Origin of the sequence: Streptomyces cynarae (assembly GCF_025642135.1) — a bacterium.
In the GTDB taxonomy this organism is placed as follows: Bacteria; Actinomycetota; Actinomycetes; order Streptomycetales; family Streptomycetaceae; genus Streptomyces; species Streptomyces cynarae.
The window spans coordinates 5,573,320-5,590,761 of the sequence record NZ_CP106793.1 but is presented as its reverse complement, the minus strand read 5'-3'; the positions used below and the strand labels follow the sequence as shown (position 1 = coordinate 5,590,761).

General features: G+C 69.7%; 14 protein-coding genes and 1 pseudogene. 7 read left to right on the top strand and 8 right to left on the bottom strand.

Going from position 1 to position 17,442, the window contains the following annotated elements:
• Window positions 1–46: 46 nt before the first annotated feature.
• The gene (locus tag N8I84_RS25645; protein ID WP_390899055.1) at window positions 47–2,422 is read right to left on the bottom strand and encodes an N-acetylmuramoyl-L-alanine amidase; all 2,376 of its coding nucleotides are present in this window, start codon (window positions 2,420–2,422) and stop codon (window positions 47–49) included.
• A 283-nt stretch (window positions 2,423–2,705) separates the two neighbouring features.
• On the opposite strand from N8I84_RS25645, the gene N8I84_RS25640 reads away from it, so the two are divergent.
• The 3 genes from N8I84_RS25640 to N8I84_RS25630 all read left to right on the top strand — a co-directional run bounded on the left by N8I84_RS25640 (window position 2,706) and on the right by N8I84_RS25630 (window position 5,072).
• On the top strand, window positions 2,706–3,278 hold the full coding sequence (locus N8I84_RS25640) for an RNA polymerase sigma factor (RefSeq protein WP_263231804.1): 573 nt from the start codon (window positions 2,706–2,708) through the stop codon (window positions 3,276–3,278).
• A 107-nt stretch (window positions 3,279–3,385) separates the two neighbouring features.
• Window positions 3,386–4,102: a hypothetical protein gene (locus tag N8I84_RS25635; RefSeq protein ID WP_263231803.1), complete on the top strand. Its 717-nt coding sequence runs from the start codon at window positions 3,386–3,388 to the stop codon at window positions 4,100–4,102.
• Window positions 4,103–4,289: 187 nt separating this feature from the next.
• Complete coding sequence (locus N8I84_RS25630; protein ID WP_263231802.1) at window positions 4,290–5,072, top strand: VOC family protein; 783 nt, start codon at window positions 4,290–4,292, stop codon at window positions 5,070–5,072.
• A gap of 353 nt (window positions 5,073–5,425) precedes the next feature.
• Here N8I84_RS25630 and N8I84_RS25625 read toward each other — a convergent pair whose 3' ends face one another.
• The 3 genes from N8I84_RS25625 to N8I84_RS25615 all read right to left on the bottom strand — a co-directional run bounded on the left by N8I84_RS25625 (window position 5,426) and on the right by N8I84_RS25615 (window position 9,554).
• On the bottom strand, window positions 5,426–6,598 hold the full coding sequence (locus N8I84_RS25625; RefSeq protein WP_263231800.1) for an ROK family transcriptional regulator: 1,173 nt from the start codon (window positions 6,596–6,598) through the stop codon (window positions 5,426–5,428).
• A 499-nt stretch (window positions 6,599–7,097) separates the two neighbouring features.
• On the bottom strand, window positions 7,098–8,141 hold the full coding sequence (locus N8I84_RS25620; RefSeq protein WP_263231798.1) for a phosphotransferase: 1,044 nt from the start codon (window positions 8,139–8,141) through the stop codon (window positions 7,098–7,100).
• 63 nt (window positions 8,142–8,204) lie between these two features.
• Entirely contained in the window at window positions 8,205–9,554 is a 1,350-nt protein-coding gene (locus N8I84_RS25615; protein ID WP_263231797.1) for an aspartate aminotransferase family protein, read from the bottom strand.
• Between the two features lie 220 nt (window positions 9,555–9,774).
• Between N8I84_RS25615 and N8I84_RS25610 the strand changes: the two are divergent.
• Window positions 9,775–9,993 (top strand): annotated as a pseudogene (locus N8I84_RS25610) (hypothetical protein); the annotation flags it as partial.
• 99 nt (window positions 9,994–10,092) lie between these two features.
• Here N8I84_RS25610 and N8I84_RS25605 read toward each other — a convergent pair.
• Both N8I84_RS25605 and ychF read right to left on the bottom strand, forming a co-directional pair.
• Window positions 10,093–11,511 (bottom strand): ATP-binding protein, encoded by a 1,419-nt coding sequence (locus N8I84_RS25605; protein WP_263231795.1) that lies wholly within the window; start codon window positions 11,509–11,511, stop codon window positions 10,093–10,095.
• Window positions 11,512–11,954: 443 nt separating this feature from the next.
• A complete protein-coding gene (ychF, locus tag N8I84_RS25600) occupies window positions 11,955–13,043 on the bottom strand; it encodes a redox-regulated ATPase YchF (RefSeq protein WP_263231794.1) in 1,089 nt (362 codons plus the stop codon).
• 419 nt (window positions 13,044–13,462) lie between these two features.
• Between ychF and N8I84_RS25595 the strand changes: the two genes are divergently transcribed.
• Window positions 13,463–13,894: a DUF6542 domain-containing protein gene (locus N8I84_RS25595; protein WP_313884283.1), complete on the top strand. Its 432-nt coding sequence runs from the start codon at window positions 13,463–13,465 to the stop codon at window positions 13,892–13,894.
• Between the two features lie 119 nt (window positions 13,895–14,013).
• On the opposite strand, the gene ppgK is transcribed toward N8I84_RS25595, so the two are convergent.
• On the bottom strand, window positions 14,014–14,760 hold the full coding sequence (gene ppgK, locus N8I84_RS25590; RefSeq protein WP_263231793.1) for a polyphosphate--glucose phosphotransferase: 747 nt from the start codon (window positions 14,758–14,760) through the stop codon (window positions 14,014–14,016).
• Window positions 14,761–14,844: 84 nt separating this feature from the next.
• Window positions 14,845–15,849 carry a 4-hydroxy-3-methylbut-2-enyl diphosphate reductase gene (locus N8I84_RS25585; protein ID WP_263231792.1) on the bottom strand — a complete coding sequence of 335 codons (1,005 nt, stop codon included), beginning with the start codon at window positions 15,847–15,849 and terminating at the stop codon, window positions 14,845–14,847.
• Between the two features lie 90 nt (window positions 15,850–15,939).
• Between N8I84_RS25585 and xseA the strand changes: the two genes are divergently transcribed.
• The gene (gene xseA, locus N8I84_RS25580; protein ID WP_263231790.1) at window positions 15,940–17,175 is read left to right on the top strand and encodes an exodeoxyribonuclease VII large subunit; all 1,236 of its coding nucleotides are present in this window, start codon (window positions 15,940–15,942) and stop codon (window positions 17,173–17,175) included.
• 9 nt (window positions 17,176–17,184) lie between these two features.
• Window positions 17,185–17,427, top strand: a complete 243-nt coding sequence (locus N8I84_RS25575) for an exodeoxyribonuclease VII small subunit (protein WP_263231789.1) — start codon at window positions 17,185–17,187, stop codon at window positions 17,425–17,427.
• Window positions 17,428–17,442: the final 15 nt, after the last annotated feature.

Here is a 17,442-nt window from a genome sequence, read left to right as displayed (position 1 = left end):
CATGCGCCGGTCGGACGGCACGCCGCCGTGTCGACGGCGTCGGGAGTCACTTGATGTAGACCAGGCCGTCGGTGGTGACGGTGGGACGGCCGCTGGTGCCGACCACCACGATCTTGACGGTGTGCTGGGCACTGCCGGCCCAGGTCCTGGTCCAGATCGCCTGCCGGTAGAGGGTGGTGGAGGACTTCAGATCCACCGTGGCGACCTTGGTGCCGTCGACGTAGACGTAGGCCTGGCCGGAGCTGGAGGCGCGGGAGACCACCCAGGCGGCGGAGCGGCCGGTGAAGGTCCAGGTCAGGGTGGCGCCCTTGGAGCCGCTGGAGTAGGACTTGCCGCCGAGGTAGCTGGTGGAGGAGCGGGTGGTCCAGCTGCCGGACTTGGTGGCGGAGCTCTCCTGGAGGATCACCGGGGTGTACGCCGGGGAGACCGTGCGGTAGTTGCCGGCGTAGTCGTAGGCACGCATCGACCAGGTCGTGGCCGTGCCGGACGCGGCGGTGCGGCTGGAGCCGGTGGTGGTCGGACCGAAGGTGGCCGTGGCGGGGGAGAGCAGCTTCACGGAGCTGAGCGCGGCGTTGTCGGTGGCCTTCCAGCCGAGGGTGACCGGGACGGCGCCGGTGTTGACGGTGCCGGTGCGCAGGGAGAGCGTCGGGGTGGTGGTGAAGGTCGGTGCCGTCGTCTCCGCCACGACGTTCACCGAAGCGCTGGTGGCGGTCTTGCCGGACTGGTGGACGGCCTGTACCGCGACGGTGTGGCTGCCCAGGGTCAGGGTGGCACCGGCGGAGGTGGCGGAGCCGGGGGCGGTGGCGCCGGTCTTGCCGTCGACGAGCAGCCTGAAGCTCGAGATGAGCGAGGCCGGCGTGGTGGCCGTCCAGCGCACCGTGACGGCGCCCTTGGTGTAGAACGTCGATCCGGAAAGGCCCGCGCCGTCGACCGAGGAGACCTTCAGGCCCTGCACCGGGCCGGACGCCCAGGCACGGACGGTCGGCAGCTGGTTGTAGAGGGACCCGCCGGGGCACTGGGTGTTGTAGCCGTCACGGTGACCGGAGATCCGCTGGAACGTGTACTTGCCGCCCGCGGTGAAGCCGGTGCCGAAGTAGTTCGTCTGGGTCGCCCCCGCGGTGAGCTGGACGGTCCCGGAGGGGTCGGCGCCGTACTGGCCGAGCTTCCAGGCCGCCACGCGTGCGATCGAGGTCAACGCGGCGTTGGTGGCGCTGGTGGAGGTGTAGTCACCGAGCACCGCGATGCCCGCGGACTCCCGGTTCCAGCCGTAGGTGTGGGCGCCCAGCACCGGCAGGTCGACGCCGCCCTTGCGGCCCTCGAAGATGGTGCCGCACTTGTCGACGAGGAAGTTGTAGCCGATGTCGTTCCAGTGGTTGACCTGCGTGTGGTACGCGTAGATGCCCCGCACGATCGAGGCGGAGTCGGCGCAGGAGTAGTCGTTGGCCCCGTCGGTGTGGTGGACGAAGACGGCCTTGACGTCCGCGTTGTACTGCGAGGGGTCGGGGCTGAGCGACTCGTCGGCGCCCCAGCCGGCGCGCGAGGTGATCGGCGGTTCGGGCACGGTGGACGGCGGTGCGGACGGCGTGGTGGCCGACGCGCTCGTCGTGGGCGAGGCGGACACCGAGTCGGTCGGGGTGGCCGTGGGCGCGGTGTCGGACGGCGCCGGGGACGTGGTGGTCTGACCGTCCGTGGGCGCGGTGGTGGTGCCGTCGCCGGGTGCGGCGGAGTCCGTGGGGGTGGCCGAGTCGGTCGGTGCGGTCGAGTCGGTGGGCGTGGCGCCGGGACTCGTCTCGGCGACGAACGCGGCCGGCTCACCAGTGGAGGACCTGGTCTCGGCGTCGGTCACCACGCCCGGGTCGACCAGGTTGACCTCGAGTCCCTTGGGCAGCGGACCGGTGGTGCCGTTCTTGCGGACGACCTGTACCTGTACGCCGTCGGAGGAGCCGACCCAGAGGGGCTCGGAGGCGCCGCGCACACGGGGGCCGGGCTTCTCCAGCGGGTCGACGTTCGCTTCGAGGTCGCGCCAGGCGCTCCACTCGCCGGTCTGGAGGCTGCGGGTGCGCACCTGCGCCGTGCCGTCGAGCCGCTCGGCTCCGCCCGTCCACGAGACGCCGACCATCGAGAACTGCTCGGTGTCCGTGCGCGGCAGCTCCCGCCTGCCGACGTCGGTGCCCTTCAGCGTGAGGTCGTAGACCTTCACCGGCCGCTTGGCGCGGCCCGCCGCCCCGTGGTCGGAGGGGCTGGCGACGGCATAGGTCACCACGCCCCCGCCCCCCAGGACGACGGCACCGAGCGTCAGCCACACCCGACGCTTGAGACTCAGCGGTCTGTACGCATGCGACGTACGACGACTCACGACGTATCCACCCCTCGAGGACCCACAAGGGCCACAGAACAAAGTCACGTAGGGCACACCCGTCACAGGGGTGACCCACCCACCCAGCGCGGCCGGCCCGGTGAACATCACAGCGAAACAGGATGGAGTGACGCGGATCACTGCGTTCGCCGCACGCGGGGGATCGCCGGTGTGCTCGGTCCGAACCATCGGTGTCGTCCGGATGTCGTCCGGATGTCGTCCGGTCCGCTGTGACATTCCTGTGCGGCCCGGCGCTGATGATCATGTAGGGGTGGGCAGCAGCGACTCGCGGCACCGCGAAGCGGGTCCACCACCGCGTGCTCGACGAACGGGCGGACTGGGACAGGTTGTGGGCCAGGGAGGCGAGCCCCGCGGCGGGCAGCCGCGGGACGCGGAGTTGGGTGCCGCCGTCGCGCGGGCTCAGGACGGCGACGAGGCCGCCTTCGCGGTCGTGTACCGGATCGTGCAGCCCGGGCTGCTGGGTTACCTGCGCGGGCTCGTCAAGGACGACGCCGAGGACGTGGCGTCCGAAGCCTGGCTGGAGATAGCCCGCGACCTGGGCCGGTTCAAGGGCGACGGCGCCGGCTTCCGTGGCTGGAGCGCGACCATCGCCCGTCACCGGGCCCTGGACCACCTGCGCCGCCGTCGTAGCCGCCCCGTGCCTGCCGCGCTCGATCTGGACCTCATGGAGCTGCCGGGGCCGGACACTGCCCATGACCAGGCGCTGGAGTCTCTCTCGACCGAACGCGCACTGGAACTGGTGCGGAGCCTGCCCCGTGATCAGGCCGAGGCGGTGCTGCTGCGCGTCGTCGTCGGCCTCGACGGGCCGGCCGCCGCACGTGTCCTCGGCAAGCGGCCCGGTGCGGTCCGCACCGCCGCGCACCGCGGGCTGAAACGGCTGGCCCGCCAACTCGGCGCCTGAGCTGTGACAGGGAAGGCCGTCCATACGCTGAGGCAGTCGAAATGAGCAGCGACGGCGCCGGACGCGTACAACGAACGAGCAACGATCACGCAAGGACGGACACAGGCATGGGCGACCGACACAGCGACGGCGGAGCGTTCGCCCGTCGACGCGCCGGCGCGGACGGCCCAGTGACCCAGGCGGACAGCGCGGCCGGTCTCACGGACATGGAAGCGGCGCTCGGTCACGCGTTGCGCGCCGACGCCCTCGATGCGACCGCCGAGCGGCGAGCGGTGGCCGCCTTCCGCGCAGCGCGCGACGCAGGCGTGCACAAGGAGGCGCGGACCCGGAGGCGGGACGACTGGAGGGCGCGGCGCAGCCCTGCCGGGCGCTGGGCGAAAGCCACCGTCGCCCTCTTCGTCGCCACCTTCGCCGTGGGCGGTGTCGCAATCGCGGCGATCGGCTCGCCCGACTCCGCCGGGAGCCCGCGGGACACCCCTGGGCAGCGGCATCCGTCGCCGACGGCTGCGCAGCCCTCCAGAACGGCGCCGGAGGCGGCCGAGCCCACCATGCCCGCCACCTCGGCCCCGCAGGACCGTCCCCCCACGGCCAAGGACGTCCAGGCCCACTGCCGCGCGTACGCTTCGGTGAAGGGCCGGGGCAAGGCGCTGGACTCGACGGACTGGCGGCGGTTCCTCGCAGCCGCCGGCGGAGAGGACGACGTCGCTGCCTACTGTGCCGACCAGTTGTCGCAGGCGCGGACCGGCGACGCGGGCAAGCCCAGCGGTGAGCCGAACGGCAGGTCCGCCGACAAGAAACCCGGGCAGTCGGACCGCAGCGGCTGAGGAGCCGAGGAAGCGACGAGCGCCGCCCGACCGAGCTGCCACATGGCTCAACCGGGAGAACCGACCGGGGATTTCGTTCCCGCCTCCGGGTGAAACCCACGGGCCCGCTGAGCCGGTGCACCGAGCCCTGTCCATGGGGTCGGCATAGTGGCGGGGATCTCCGCACCGCACGCGCAGGAGGAAGCACATGCTCGGCACCGACTTCCGCACCGGGTCACCCAACTGGATCGACCTCGGCAGCCCGGACACGGACGCGGCTGCCGCCTTCTACGGCGCCGTCTTCGGGTGGCAGTTCGTGTCCGCCGGGCCGGAGGCGGGCGGCTACGGGTTCTTCCAGAAGGACGGGAGGACCGTCGGTGCCGTCGGGCCGCTGACCGAGGAGGGGGCCGCGTCGGCCTGGACGACGTACTTCCAGAGCGACGACATCCAGGCCACCGCCCGCGAGGTGGTCGCCGGCGGGGGCGGGGTGCGAGCCGAACCCATGGACGTCATGGGCGAGGGCTGGATGGCCCAGTTCACCGATCCGCAGGGGGCGCGGTTCGCCGTCTGGCAGCCCGGGCGGACCAAGGGCCTGGAGATCACGTCGCAGGACAACACGCTGGTGTGGGTGGAACTGCACGTGGGCGACCCGGAAGCCGCAATCCGCTTCTACAACGCGCTGTTCGGCTGGCGTTCGCAGGAGATGCAGGCGCCCGGCATGACGTACCGGGTGCTCAGCATCAAGGACGGCGACCAGCAGGAGGGGTCCTTCGGCGGCGTTGCCCCGCTTCAGGACGAGCAGGAGGAGACGCGCTGGGTACCGTACTTCGCCGTGGCCGACGCCGACGCCACCGTCGCGGCGGTGCAGGGCAGCGGCGGGACGGTGCTCATGCCGGCCTCGGACGTGCCGGACGTCGGACGCATCGCCTGGCTGGCGGACCCGGGCCAGGCGGTGTTCGCCGTGCTGAAGCCGAACCCGCGCCAGGGCTGACCCGGGGACGGGCACGGCGACGGGACCGGCCCCGAAGGGGACCGGCCCCGCCTCACCTCCGCAAGCGGCTCGGTGCCGGCTGCCCGCACCCAAGACTCTGTCAGCGGTGACCACACACGCTACAGGGGCGGTCCGCTCGCCCAGCTGTGTACGCCGTTTCCCGCCGAGCAGCACGTTCCGCGTAACGTCAGCCCACTGGCACGAGCGGTACTTCGTCGTGCAGGACCCGGCGTCGGCCGCTCGCAGCGCTTCCCGCACATCACCCACCAGAGACCCCGTTACTCAGGTTGAGCTGGCGGAGCCCGGGGAGTGTCAAACGAAGGCTCTCTCGTTCCTCATGCTCGCGGTCCGGATCAGAAGGCCGGCGCAGCTTGCTCCTGCCGCGGTCCCTGACCGCGTGCCTTCAGCAGCGCGTCCCGTAGGCGGTTGTGGGTCATGGCCAGGCAGGCGTGCACCGCGCCGCGTGCCACCGAGAGTCCCAGAACCTGGGAGACGGTCGTGATCCGGGGGATGACCGGCAAGGTCTGTTCGAGTCGCTTGCGCACCTCGGGGAGTACCTCGTCCACCAAGGGGCGCAACCGGCCGACGAAGTAGACGGATTCGGGATCGAGTGTCACCGCGACGATGCTCACGGCGGTCGTGACCGCCGTCGTGAACGCCTTGAGCATCTCCGCACGGGCTCGATGGTCCTGAGGTGCCAGCCACAGGTCCTCGACGCGTTCGACGTCCAGTCCCTGTTCACGAGCGAGCTCCACAAGCCCTGCGGTGCTCAGCAGCCCGTTGAGGGTGCGATCGTCGATGCCCGAGGGGAGGGAGCCGATGTCGCCGAACGCAGGAGTACGTCCCCGAGCCAGTTCCCGGTCCCTGCAGGTGGCGAAATTCAAGGTGCTGCTGACGCTGAACAGGGCAGCGTTATGGATGCTCGCGTCGTCCGTGAGCACCTGGAGCAAGGACGCGTTCGCGTCACTGTCGAAGGTCACTGGAGCATCGACGAGTTCTTCGACGGTTCGGTGGAGGTCTCTGCCGGAGAAGATTCTCATCGGATCGGCAGGCCGAAAGACCTCGGCGCCGTCGCGGACATGGGCGGGCAGTGCCACGACGACCTGGCGCAGTGGCCCTCGTGCGGATGCGCTGGTCTGCGCGATCAGGTCGACCAGCCACCGGCCGGCGGCGGGGACGTCGTGGTGCTCGACCGTCGGAACGATCACGTGTCCGATCTCACGGCCGCGTAGGTCGGTCACCAGCACGCCGGTGGTCACGACGCCGAAGCCGACCCCCACGACGTGTCCGGCCGTCTCGGGCACATCGAGGTACGTCGACGGACGGCCACGCCCGGCGACGGCGTCGACTCCCCCGTCCACGACGAACCCGTCAGAGCGCAGTTCCTCCACGGCCCGCGACACCGTCGCCTTGCTCAACCCCGTGAGCTCGATGAGCTTGTTCCGGGTCAACGGCGCATGGGAGAGAACCACGTCAAGGACACTTGCCTTGTTGTAGTCGCGGGGTGTGGGGTTGATGCTGCTCACCTCATGACCTTAGCGAGACCATACGCAGCCCGAACCAGTGGTCTCTGCCTGACGTGCCGAACTGCCCGTGGGCGCCGGCGAAGATGCCGATCCTTGGCTCGCCTGCGCTTCGGTGCGACTCCGCCTGCTCCTTTCAAGGGGAGAACCTCGTGGCCGTCTCCCACTGGAGGCGGGTTCGCAGCGCTCGTCTCTGTTCTCTGTACGTGCCGGCGCCCTGTGTCGAGCTGGATCAGCAGCCGAGGAGCTTCGGCAGGCCCGACAGGTCCGGCAGTTCGTCGTAGGGCTGGTAGTCGGCGCTGCCGGGGTGGCCGTAGCGGTTGATCCACACCCGGCGCTTCAGGCCGAGGTCGCGGGTCGGGATGTGGTCGTACTCCCAGCCCTGGGCGGTGTGGATGACCTTCGAGGGCTCGACGCGTGCGGTCGCCGGGGTGACGGTCTCGTCGAGTGAGGCCAGGTCTGCCGTGTCGGACGCCGACGAGTGGCGCCTCAGTGGCGCCGCTCAAGGCGTGTCATGGCGGGTGCTCAGCAAGCGGGCCACGACCTCCTCCACGGCGACGGCCATGGCCCGCTCCACGTTGGCCCAGTCGTCTCTGGCGTGCTCGAGCAGGTAGTCGCGACGCTCCGGAACTCGTTCCGCGCGCCAATGGGTGACCAGCGCGCGAAGTGTCAGGCGTGCCAACGCGGCGACAGGAAGGAGCGGGAGTTCGGTGTCCTTGATCGGCCGGGCCCGCTCGTATCCCGCGACGAAGCTGCATGCCTCACGCCAGGGATCCCACGGTGTCCGGCCGAGAAGGTTCGCGAGAGACACAGCAGGATCGAAGATCAAAGCACTGCGCATGGTGTCACCGAAGTCGATCACTCCGGTGACGAAGCCGTCTGTCCGCGGATCCACCAGGACGTTGTAGGGGCTGTAGTCACCATGGATCACTTGGGTCTCGAGATCACCCAGCCTCGGAACGATGGCCCCGTGGAAAAGGCGGAACACTTCTTGTGCCAGCCGACGGTGCGCGGCGCTGGACGTGTACTCGATGAGCTCCCGCAGCTGGTCGAAGTGCCGAAGGTCCCACACAAGGCGCCGCTCGTCCGCTGGATGCCTGAATGACCGCAGAGCCAGATCCACTCGCCCGAGCATCTGCCCGGTCTTGGCAAGCTGGTGGGGATCGTGGTTCGTCCGCGCGAGGACGGCACCTTCGACGAAGTCGAAGACGCGCAGGACTCGAACCCGGCCGTCTTTCGTCTCGATCGGTACGTCGTCGCTGCCTTCGGCGGTCTCCCTGACCCGCTGGATGGGGAGATGAGGAGCTTCGGTTTCGAGGTGGCGCAGCACAGCCGTTTGCAGAGCTACGACAGCTTCCGCCTCGTCGGGTGGGGAAACCTTGACGAGAAGGTCGGCCGTGCCGGTTCGCAGCCGGAACGTGTCGTCCTTCTCGGTTGCCAGGCGCTCGAGACGTCCGCTCAGCTGGTAGTGCCGAGCGAGGAGGGCGTCCACCACGCTCGTCTCGATGGGCTCGTGGGACGACGCCAGGCCGCTCTCCTCGAACAACTGCTGGGCGATACGTGCGGGGGGCGAGGTGTTCACCGTTCGGTCCCTTCGGCTTTCGGCCTGCTACAGGCGCATCTCGGCGATTTCCGCGAAGGTCTCGAGGAATCGCGTCACGTCGGCCGAGTCGAAGGCCAGCGGCGGTCGGATCTTGAGCACGTTGACCGCTTCCCCGGTGCCGCTGATGAGGACGCGACGCTCGCGCATGTCGTTGATGACGTGGTCGGCGCGGACACGATCCGGCTCCAGCGAGTCCCGGTCCTTCACCACTTCGACGCCCACGTACAGACCACTGCCACGGACCTCCGCGACGTGGGGAGACTCGCGAGTGATCTCCTCGAGGCCGGCTCGAAGCGCCCTGCCGTTGTCGAGAACTCGCTGCTGCACGTTCTCCGCTTCGAAGACGTCCAGAACCGCGGCACCGGCGGCAACCGCGATCGAACTGCCCGCAAAGGTGTTGAAGTAACGGACATTCTGCCCGAACTCGTCGCACACCTCGGGCCTGAACACCACACCGGAGATCGGCATGCCGTTGCCCATGGGCTTGCCCATCGTGACGATGTCCGGAACCACCCCATGGCGGCTGAACCCCCACATCGACTCTCCGAGCCGGGCGAATCCCGACTGGACCTCGTCGGCGATGTACACGCCGCCCGCGGCGTGCACCTCCTCGACCACGTCACGCAGGTAACCGACGGGATCGGTGAAGATGCCGTCGCTGGAGTGCGCGCAGTCGGTGATCAGCGCCGCAAGCCTGTAGCCGTGGCGCTCGAGGTCGTTGATCGCGCCGCGCACCTGGCTTCGCATGTAGTCGGGAAGTGATGAACCCGACGGAACGAGTCGCGGATCAGGAGCATCGATGAGCCGCACATTCGGCCCCAGCGGTGACCCCGCGCCGAGCGTCGGCGAGAAGCTCGCAACCTCGCGAGTGAGACCGTGGTAAGCCCAGCGAGTCACTACGATTCCCTCGCCGCCCGTGTGGAAACGAGCCACGCGCATGGCCAGGTCGTTCGCCTCCGACCCGCTGCACGCGAAGCTGACCTTCGAGAGCTCTTCGGGCATGGTCGCGAGAAGGCGCTCGGCGTAGTCGACGAGTGATTCCTGCACATAGCGCGTGTTGGTGTTGACCATGGCCATCTGGCGGGACACGGCCTCGACAACGTGCGGGTGTGCGTGACCGACGCACGGCACGTTGTTGTAGGCGTCAAGATAGTCGTTGCCCTCCCGGTCGAACAGGTGGGCGCCTCGGCCGGACACGAACTCGACCGGCTCCCGGTAGTTCAGCGCGTAACCAGGACCCAGTACGTTGTTTCGCCGCTTGACGATGGACTGCAATCGCTCAGGCAGCTCACCGAGCGCTGCGGGGTCGAACCTGTTGGGGTAGTTGACCAGCGCTCGACTCGATGTGGAAGTCATCAGCAGACCCCCTCCTTGGTGGCTTGCAGCTCGTCGCGGCTGCTTCGGTGACACCATACCAGCTTTTGTTTCAGTTCCAACCTGAAACTTATTCCTCTGCACGGGGCGGCACCCTGTGGCGGCAGACAGGATGGCTCGGTTGCGGAGTGGGCGCATGGAGCAGGGCCCGCCGCCTGTTCCTCTTCCCAGGGGGCTTCATGGCTGAGCTGGAGAGACGGGCGGCTCAGCCTCGCCCGTCCGTCGCCTGACAGAGGTCGTCGACGAGTTCCGCTCCCCGGTTCCTGATCGAGCCGCTGGAGCCGGGCTCCGGTTGGAGGAGGACGTCGCCGACCTGATCCTCGACATCAAGCAGCTGGTCGTCTCCTCGGAGCACGACGAGCCGGTCGTGATGTACCTGCGCAAGCAGGGCCCGGGTCTGGCCACCGCCGCCGACATCGCGCTCGACCGTGAGCTTCATCTCCCCAGCGCGTCTGCTAGCCATGGATCTCATTTCCACGGGTCAGCGACGTGGTGAGTTCTACACGTTGGGGCGGAATTCTTACAGCGGCCAGGCGGTCAGCAAATCGCCAGGGCCGTAGGCGGCATCGAGCCCCGGACAGTCGACCCCACTGCGGGAGACCGCCACGACCGGGACGGGTTCGGTGGTGAGCGCAGCCCGGTGGCGATGGAGGGCTGCCAGGTCATGCCGGTCGAAGGGTGATTCCTCCAGCCACTTGATGGAACCGACGAACAGCAGCTCCTTGGCGACCGGGGCGCGGTCCGCCCCGACGATGTCGATCTCGACGTCGTTGGTACGGGTCCAGTAGCCGCCCACCGCAGGGGCTGCGGGCAGCTGGTCGTCGGGAAGGATCCGGGCGAGAGCCTCGCGAATGAGCGGCTCGACGGCCCGACCACGCCAGCTGGTCCAGTTCTGCCGGATCCGCGCCAGTGTCAGGTCACCCCGCCCACGCTCGATCTCCTGCATGGAGGGGCCGAGAAGGTGCAGCCAGAAGCGCAGGTACGGATCCGTCACCCGGTAGCGGCGGTCCTTCGACGGTCGCAGGGACACGGGCAGCTCCGCCGCAACGATCCGCTTGTCCGTGAGCATCTCCAGCGCCCGCTGCAGCGGCGTGGCCCCGATCCCGCCGGCCGCGCGGGCGATGTTGGTGAAGGTCCGCTCACCACTGCCGATCGCCGCCAGCACCGCACGAGCCTGGGCCTGCGGCGGGAACTCCGCGGCAAGTGAGCGCTCGGCGGACACCAGCAGTGCCGAGACGGGATCGTTCAGCGCCTCGCCGAGGAAGTCCCACAGTCCCGCACCGTGCGGCCACTCCGCGCAGATCAGCGGCAGCCCGCCCGTGACCAGCGCGGCGTCGAAGGCTTCGGCCGGATCCAGTTCCAGCATCCGCCCGACCTCGGCAGGGTTCAGCGGCCCGAGCACCATCTCCCGGCCGCGCTGGTGGAAGGGGCGCCCGTAGCTGTTCAGCGCCTCCATCATCGACAGATCGGAGCCGATGAGGACCAGCAGCACCGGCTTCGTCTCCAGCACCCGGTCCCAGGCCCGTTGCAGCGTCCCCTCAAAGGCGCCATCGGCATCCATCAGGTAAGGCACTTCGTCGATGACCAGCACACTGGCCCGGTCGGCGGGCAGCGCCGCGGCCAGCACATCGAACGCGGCATCCCAGCTCTCCGGCCGCGCGGCGGCCACCAGCTGCGCCAGCGGCAGCGTCGATGCCTGAGCATCCCGGGCCAGCCGTGCCAGATCATCCGCAGGGGACGCGCCAGTGGCCGCGTAGAAGAAGAATGGTGCCCCGGAGTGCTCCACAAACCGCTCGACCAACCGCGACTTGCCCACCCGGCGCCGCCCGCGCAGCATCACGCACCGCCCGGGCCGCTCCCTCCCGGCCCCCACCGCAACCTTCTGCAGCTCGCGCTCCAGCGTCGCCAGCTCCTGCGTACGCCCTACGAAATCCACCACGCCCGTCGACCTCCACCGCATGATGCTAACGTCGATGTTAGTAACATTGAAGTTAGCATCGCGCTCGCCAAAACAACCGGCTCTTCGGCGCGGGCCATCTGGGCGTCGTCGGGGTTGCGGAGGTCGACGGTCAGCTCGGCGCGGCCCGGGACGACGTTGGTCAGGTCGGCCGCATGACCGAGCCGAGGAAGTGTCGGCCCTGATCGCGTTCCTCCCGCGTTCCTCCTGCCCGACGCCGTCGGCAACATCACCTGCGTCAATCACGTCAGGGACGGCGGCACGATCAAGACGCTCTGAAACCGGGGGGAACGTCGGTCGCGGTCAGGGGTGACGACAGGTGACGACGGGTCAGATTTGCCAGCGCCAGGGGCCTGACCCCGGAAGGTCGAACCCCTTCCGACCTGCATGGTTGCCAGATCGGCGAAGTGGCGGTAAGTCGCCCACTACACGTTGAAGCGGAACTCCACCACGTCCCCGTCCTGCATCACGTAGTCCTTGCCCTCCATGCGCGCCTTGCCCTTGGCACGGGCCTCCGCCACCGAGCCGGTCTCCACCAGGTCCTCGAAGGAGATGACCTCCGCCTTGATGAAGCCCTTCTGGAAGTCGGTGTGGATGACGCCGGCCGCCTCGGGGGCCGTGGCGCCCTTCTTGATCGTCCAGGCGCGGGACTCCTTCGGGCCCGCCGTGAGGTAGGTCTGCAGGCCCAGGGTGGCGAAGCCGACGCGGGCCAGGGTGGCGAGGCCCGGCTCGTGCTGGCCGACCGACTCGAGGAGTTCGAGGGCCTCGTCCTCGTCCAGCTCGGCGAGGTCCGCCTCCAGCTTGGCGTTGAGGAAGATCGCCTCCGCGGGGGCGACCAGCGCGCGCTGCTCGTCCTTGAAGGCGTCGTCCATCAGCTCGTCCTCGTCGACGTTGAAGACGTACAGGAACGGCTTGGTGGTGAGCAGGTGCAGATCGTGCAGGAGCTCGGCGCGCTCGCTGCCCTGGACGATCCCGTGTGCGAAGAGCGTGTCGCCCTTCTCCAGGATCTCCCTGGCCTCCTCGACGGCCTTCACCTTCGGGGCGATGTCCTTCTTGATCCGCGATTCCTTCTGCAGGCGCGGCAGGACCTTCTCGATCGTCTGCAGGTCCGCGAGGATCAGCTCGGTGTTGATCGTCTCGATGTCGTCCTTCGGCGAGACCTTGCCGTCCACGTGCACGACGTTCTCGTCCTTGAAGGCGCGGATGACCTGGCAGATCGCGTCCGACTCGCGGATGTTCGCGAGGAATTTGTTGCCCAGGCCCTCGCCCTCGCTCGCGCCGCGCACGATGCCCGCGATGTCGACGAAGTCCACGGTCGCCGGGAGGATCCGCTCCGACTTGAAGATCTCGGCCAGCTTGGCGAGACGGGCGTCGGGGACGCCGACGACACCGACGTTCGGCTCGATCGTGGCGAACGGGTAGTTGGCCGCGAGCACGTCGTTCTTGGTCAGGGCGTTGAACAGGGTCGACTTGCCGACGTTGGGCAGACCGACGATTCCGATCGTGAGCGACACGTTGCGACTTCCCGTACGTGAGGTTGGAGGACTGGACTGGGCTGCGGGCCCGGGTCCGTCAGGAGAGTGTGCGGGCCGATCCACCAGTCTACGGCGTACCGGGCCGCGCTCCGGCGACGCATCGAACGCTTGGACAACCTCTCGCCAACGGCGTGTGTCATACGCCATTCCGCACATAAACCGACCTAAGTTGGTCCAGTGGAGCAACACAGGACGCGACCCCCGCAACACGGACCGCGACGCGGTGCCCCCCTTCCCCCGCAGGGCCGGCGCAGCGCCGCCGCGCCCGTACGGTCCGGCGCGGCCGCACGGCCTCCCCGGCCCGGCGGTCCCGGCCGCCCGAGCTGGGCGACGGGACCGGCTTGGCACGGCCGGCGGGCCAGGGCAACAGTGGTGCGCAGCGGCGCCCGGCGGCTCGGGTGCGGAGCACCGCCCCGCTCGACCAGGCGGCACGGCGGCTGCCCGGCCCCCGGCTCACCGGGCTCGGCGGCGGACTGTTCTGCGGCGCCGTGATGCTGGTGCTGGCGTGTCTCGACCAACTGCTGTTCGGGGCGTCCCTCACGGTCTACGGCGTGCTGTTCCTGCCGGTGGCCGCGCTGACCGCGCTGTGGGTGCGGCGCGGGGACCTGGTGACCGCGCCGGTGGTCGTGCCCATCGCGTTCGCCGCCGGGCTGCTGGTCCTGGTCGACAGTGACGGCGGGGTCGCCGGGCGCCTGGTCGGGCTGGTCACCGCGCTCGCCACGCAGGCCGGCTGGCTGTACGGCGGCACGCTGATCGCGGGCGTCATCACGACCGTGCGCAAGGTGCGGATGCTGCGACGCAGGGCCGCGGCGCGCCGTCGGAGCGGTTGACGGCGCGGGACGCCCGCCCGCGCCGAGCGTCCCGCTCCCTACTGCTTTTGTCCCGTACCTGCTTCCGTCCCGCCCGTACTTGCTTCTGTCCCGGTACCCGCTTGTCCCCGTACCGGCTGCTATCCCTGCTTCGCCGCCCTCATCGCGGCTCCCACGATCCCCGCGTTGTTCTGGAGCCGGGCCGGGACGATCTCCGCCTCGATGCCCTCGATGAGCGGCAGGAACTTCTCGGACTTGCGACTGACGCCGCCGCCGATGATGAACAGCTCCGGCGAGAACAGCATCTCCACGTGCGCGAGGTACTTCTGCACCCGGCGGGCCCAGTGCTCCCACGTCAGCTCGTTGTCGTCCTTGGCCTTGCTGGAGGCGCGCTTCTCGGCGTCGCGGCCGTTCAGTTCGAGGTGGCCCAGCTCCGTGTTCGGCACGAGGAGGCCGTCGACGAACATGGCGCTGCCGATGCCCGTACCGAACGTCAGCACGATGACCGTGCCCCTACGGCCGCGGCCCGCGCCGAACTGCATTTCGGCCACGCCCGCCGCGTCCGCGTCGTTCACCACGGTCACCGGGAGGCCACCCAGGCGCTCGCCGAACAGGGCGCGCGCGTCCGTGTCGACCCAGCTCTTGTCGACGTTCGCCGCCGTACGGATCATGGCGCCGTCCGTGACCACTCCGGGGAACGTCAGGCCGACCGGCCCGGTCCACCCGAAGTGGTCGACGACCTCCTTCACCCCGTCCGCGACCCCGTCGGGCGTCGCCGGGTGAGGAGTGAGCACCTTGAAGCGCTCCTGAGCCAGGTCGCCCCGCTCCAGGTCCACGGGAGCGCCCTTGATCCCGGATCCGCCGATGTCCACGCCGAAGATCTGCATGGGCACCACGGTACGTCGTGGCGCCGACGGTCAGGCCACGGCATCCTGCGCGTGGCCTCCTGCGCCGTCGCTCCCGCCGGGTCACTACTTCTCGCCGGTGCGCTCGGCCACCAGTTCCGCGGCCTCCTCGCGAAGGTCCCGGCGGAGTTCCTTCGGCAGCGAGAAGGTGATGGACTCCTCGGCCGCCTTGACGATCTCGACGTCCTCGAAGCCGCGCTGCGCGAGCCACTCGAGCACCTGCTCCACCAGGACCTCCGGCACGGAGGCACCCGACGTCACGCCGATCGTCGACACACCCTGAAGCCAGGACTCGTCGATCTCGTCGGCGAAGTCCACCAGGTACGCCTCGCGCGCGCCCGCGAGCTTGGCGACCTCGACCAGCCGCTTGGAGTTGGAGGAGTTGCGGGAACCGACCACGATCACCAGGTCCGCCTCGGCGCCCATCTGCTTCACCGCGAGCTGGCGGTTCTGGGTGGCGTAGCAGATGTCGTCGCTGGGCGGGGAGACCAGCTGCGGGAACTTCTCCTTGAGCGCGTCGACCGTCTCCATGGTCTCGTCGACCGAGAGGGTGGTCTGGGACAGCCAGACGACCTTCGACGGGTCGCGCACCTCGACCTTCGCGACGTCCTCGGGGCCGTCGACGAGCTGGATGTGGTCGGGGGCCTCGCCGGACGTGCCGATGACCTCTTCGTGGCCCTCGTGCCCGATCAGGAGGATGTCGAAGTCCTCCTTGGCGTACCGGATCGCTTCCTTGTGGACCTTGGTGACCAGCGGGCAGGTGGCGTCGATGGTGGCGAGCCGGCCCTGACTGGCCTCCTCGTGGACGGTGGGTGCCACGCCGTGCGCGGAGAACATGACGATGTTCCCGGGGGGCACCTCCTCCGTCCGTTCCACGAAGATCGCGCCCTTCTTCTCCAAGGTCTGCACGACGTACTTGTTGTGGACGATCTCGTGGCGGACGTAGATCGGCGCCCCGTACTGCTCGAGGGCCTTCTCGACGGCGATCACGGCACGGTCGACGCCCGCGCAGTACCCCCGGGGGGCGGCGAGCAGGACACGGCGGCCAGAGGAAGCAGTCATGCGATCCATCGTAAGGCCGGGCCCGGAGTCGTAGATCGCCTCCGTGGGGAGAGGTTGTGCCGACCGACGTTGTCGGTCCCGGCCACTACGCTCGGGCGCATGGCTGTCAACACGTCCGCGGAGAACCCCCTGCCCGTCGGTGAGGTGTCGCGGCTCATCGGGGGGTGGATCGACCGGCTCGGGGCCGTGTGGGTCGAGGGGCAGATCACGCAGTTGTCGCGGCGGCCCGGCGCCGGGGTCGTCTTCATGACGCTGCGCGACCCGTCGCACGACATCTCCGTCGGCGTCACCTGCTACCGCCAGGTGTTCGACTCCGTGGCCGACGTCGTGAGCGAGGGCGCCCGTGTGGTCGTCCTCGCCAAGCCCGAGTGGTACGCCCCGAGGGGACAGCTGTCGCTGCGGGCGGCCGAGATACGGCCCGTGGGCGTCGGGGAACTGCTCGCGCGGCTGGAACAGCTGAAGAAGACGCTCGCCGCCGAGGGCCTGTTCGCACCCGAGCGCAAGAAGCCGCTGCCGTTCCTGCCGCAGCTGATCGGACTGGTGTGCGGCCGTGCCTCGGCGGCCGAGCGCGACGTGCTGGAGAACGCGCGGCACCGCTGGCCCGCCGTCCGCTTCGAGGTGCGCAACGTCGCCGTGCAGGGCGTGCACGCCGTACCGCAGGTGGTGCAGGCCGTGAAGGAGCTGGACGCGCTGGACGAGGTGGACGTGATCATCGTGGCGCGCGGCGGCGGCAGTGTGGAGGATCTGCTGCCGTTCTCGGACGAGCAGCTCGTCCGGGCGGTGGCCGGCTGCCGCACGCCCGTGGTGTCCGCCATCGGGCACGAACCGGACAATCCGCTGCTCGACCACGTCGCCGACCTGCGCGCCTCCACGCCGACCGACGCGGCCAAGAAGGTCGTCCCGGACGTCGGGGAGGAGCTGGAGCGGGTACGGCAGCTGCGGGACCGGGCACGGCGGTGCGCACAGACGTTCGTCGAACGTGAGGAGCGCGGGTTGGCGCACGCGCTGGCGCGGCCCTGCATGGAGGACCCGCACCGTATGGTCGCCGAGCGGGCCGACCAGGTCACCGCGCTGGTCGACCGCGCCCGGCGCACCCTCGGGCATCTGCTCGACCGCGCCGAGTCGGAGCTCACGCACACGCACGCGCGCGCGGTGGCGCTGTCCCCGGCCGCGACGCTGCGGCGGGGGTACGCGGTGCTGCAGAAGGCCGACGGGCACGTGGTCCGCGCACCGGAAGAGGTGACGGCGGGCGAGACGCTGCGGGCGCGGGTCGCCGCGGGCGAGTTCACGGTACGGGCCGACGGCGAGGGTTCCGTCGGCAACCAGGGATCTTAGGGTGGGCGCATGACCAGCAGAACGGACGAGGCACTCGGCTACGAGCAGGCGCGGGACGAGTTGATCGAGGTGGTGCGGCGCCTGGAGGCCGGGGGCACCACGCTCGAGGAGTCCCTTGCGCTGTGGGAGCGGGGGGAGGAGCTGGCCAAGGTGTGCCGGACGTGGCTGGAGGGCGCCCGCAGGCGGCTGGACGCGGCGCTGGCCGAGGAGGAGGACGACGAGGAGGGCGAGGGCGCGGAAGGGGCCGGGTGACCGGGCGGCGCCGCC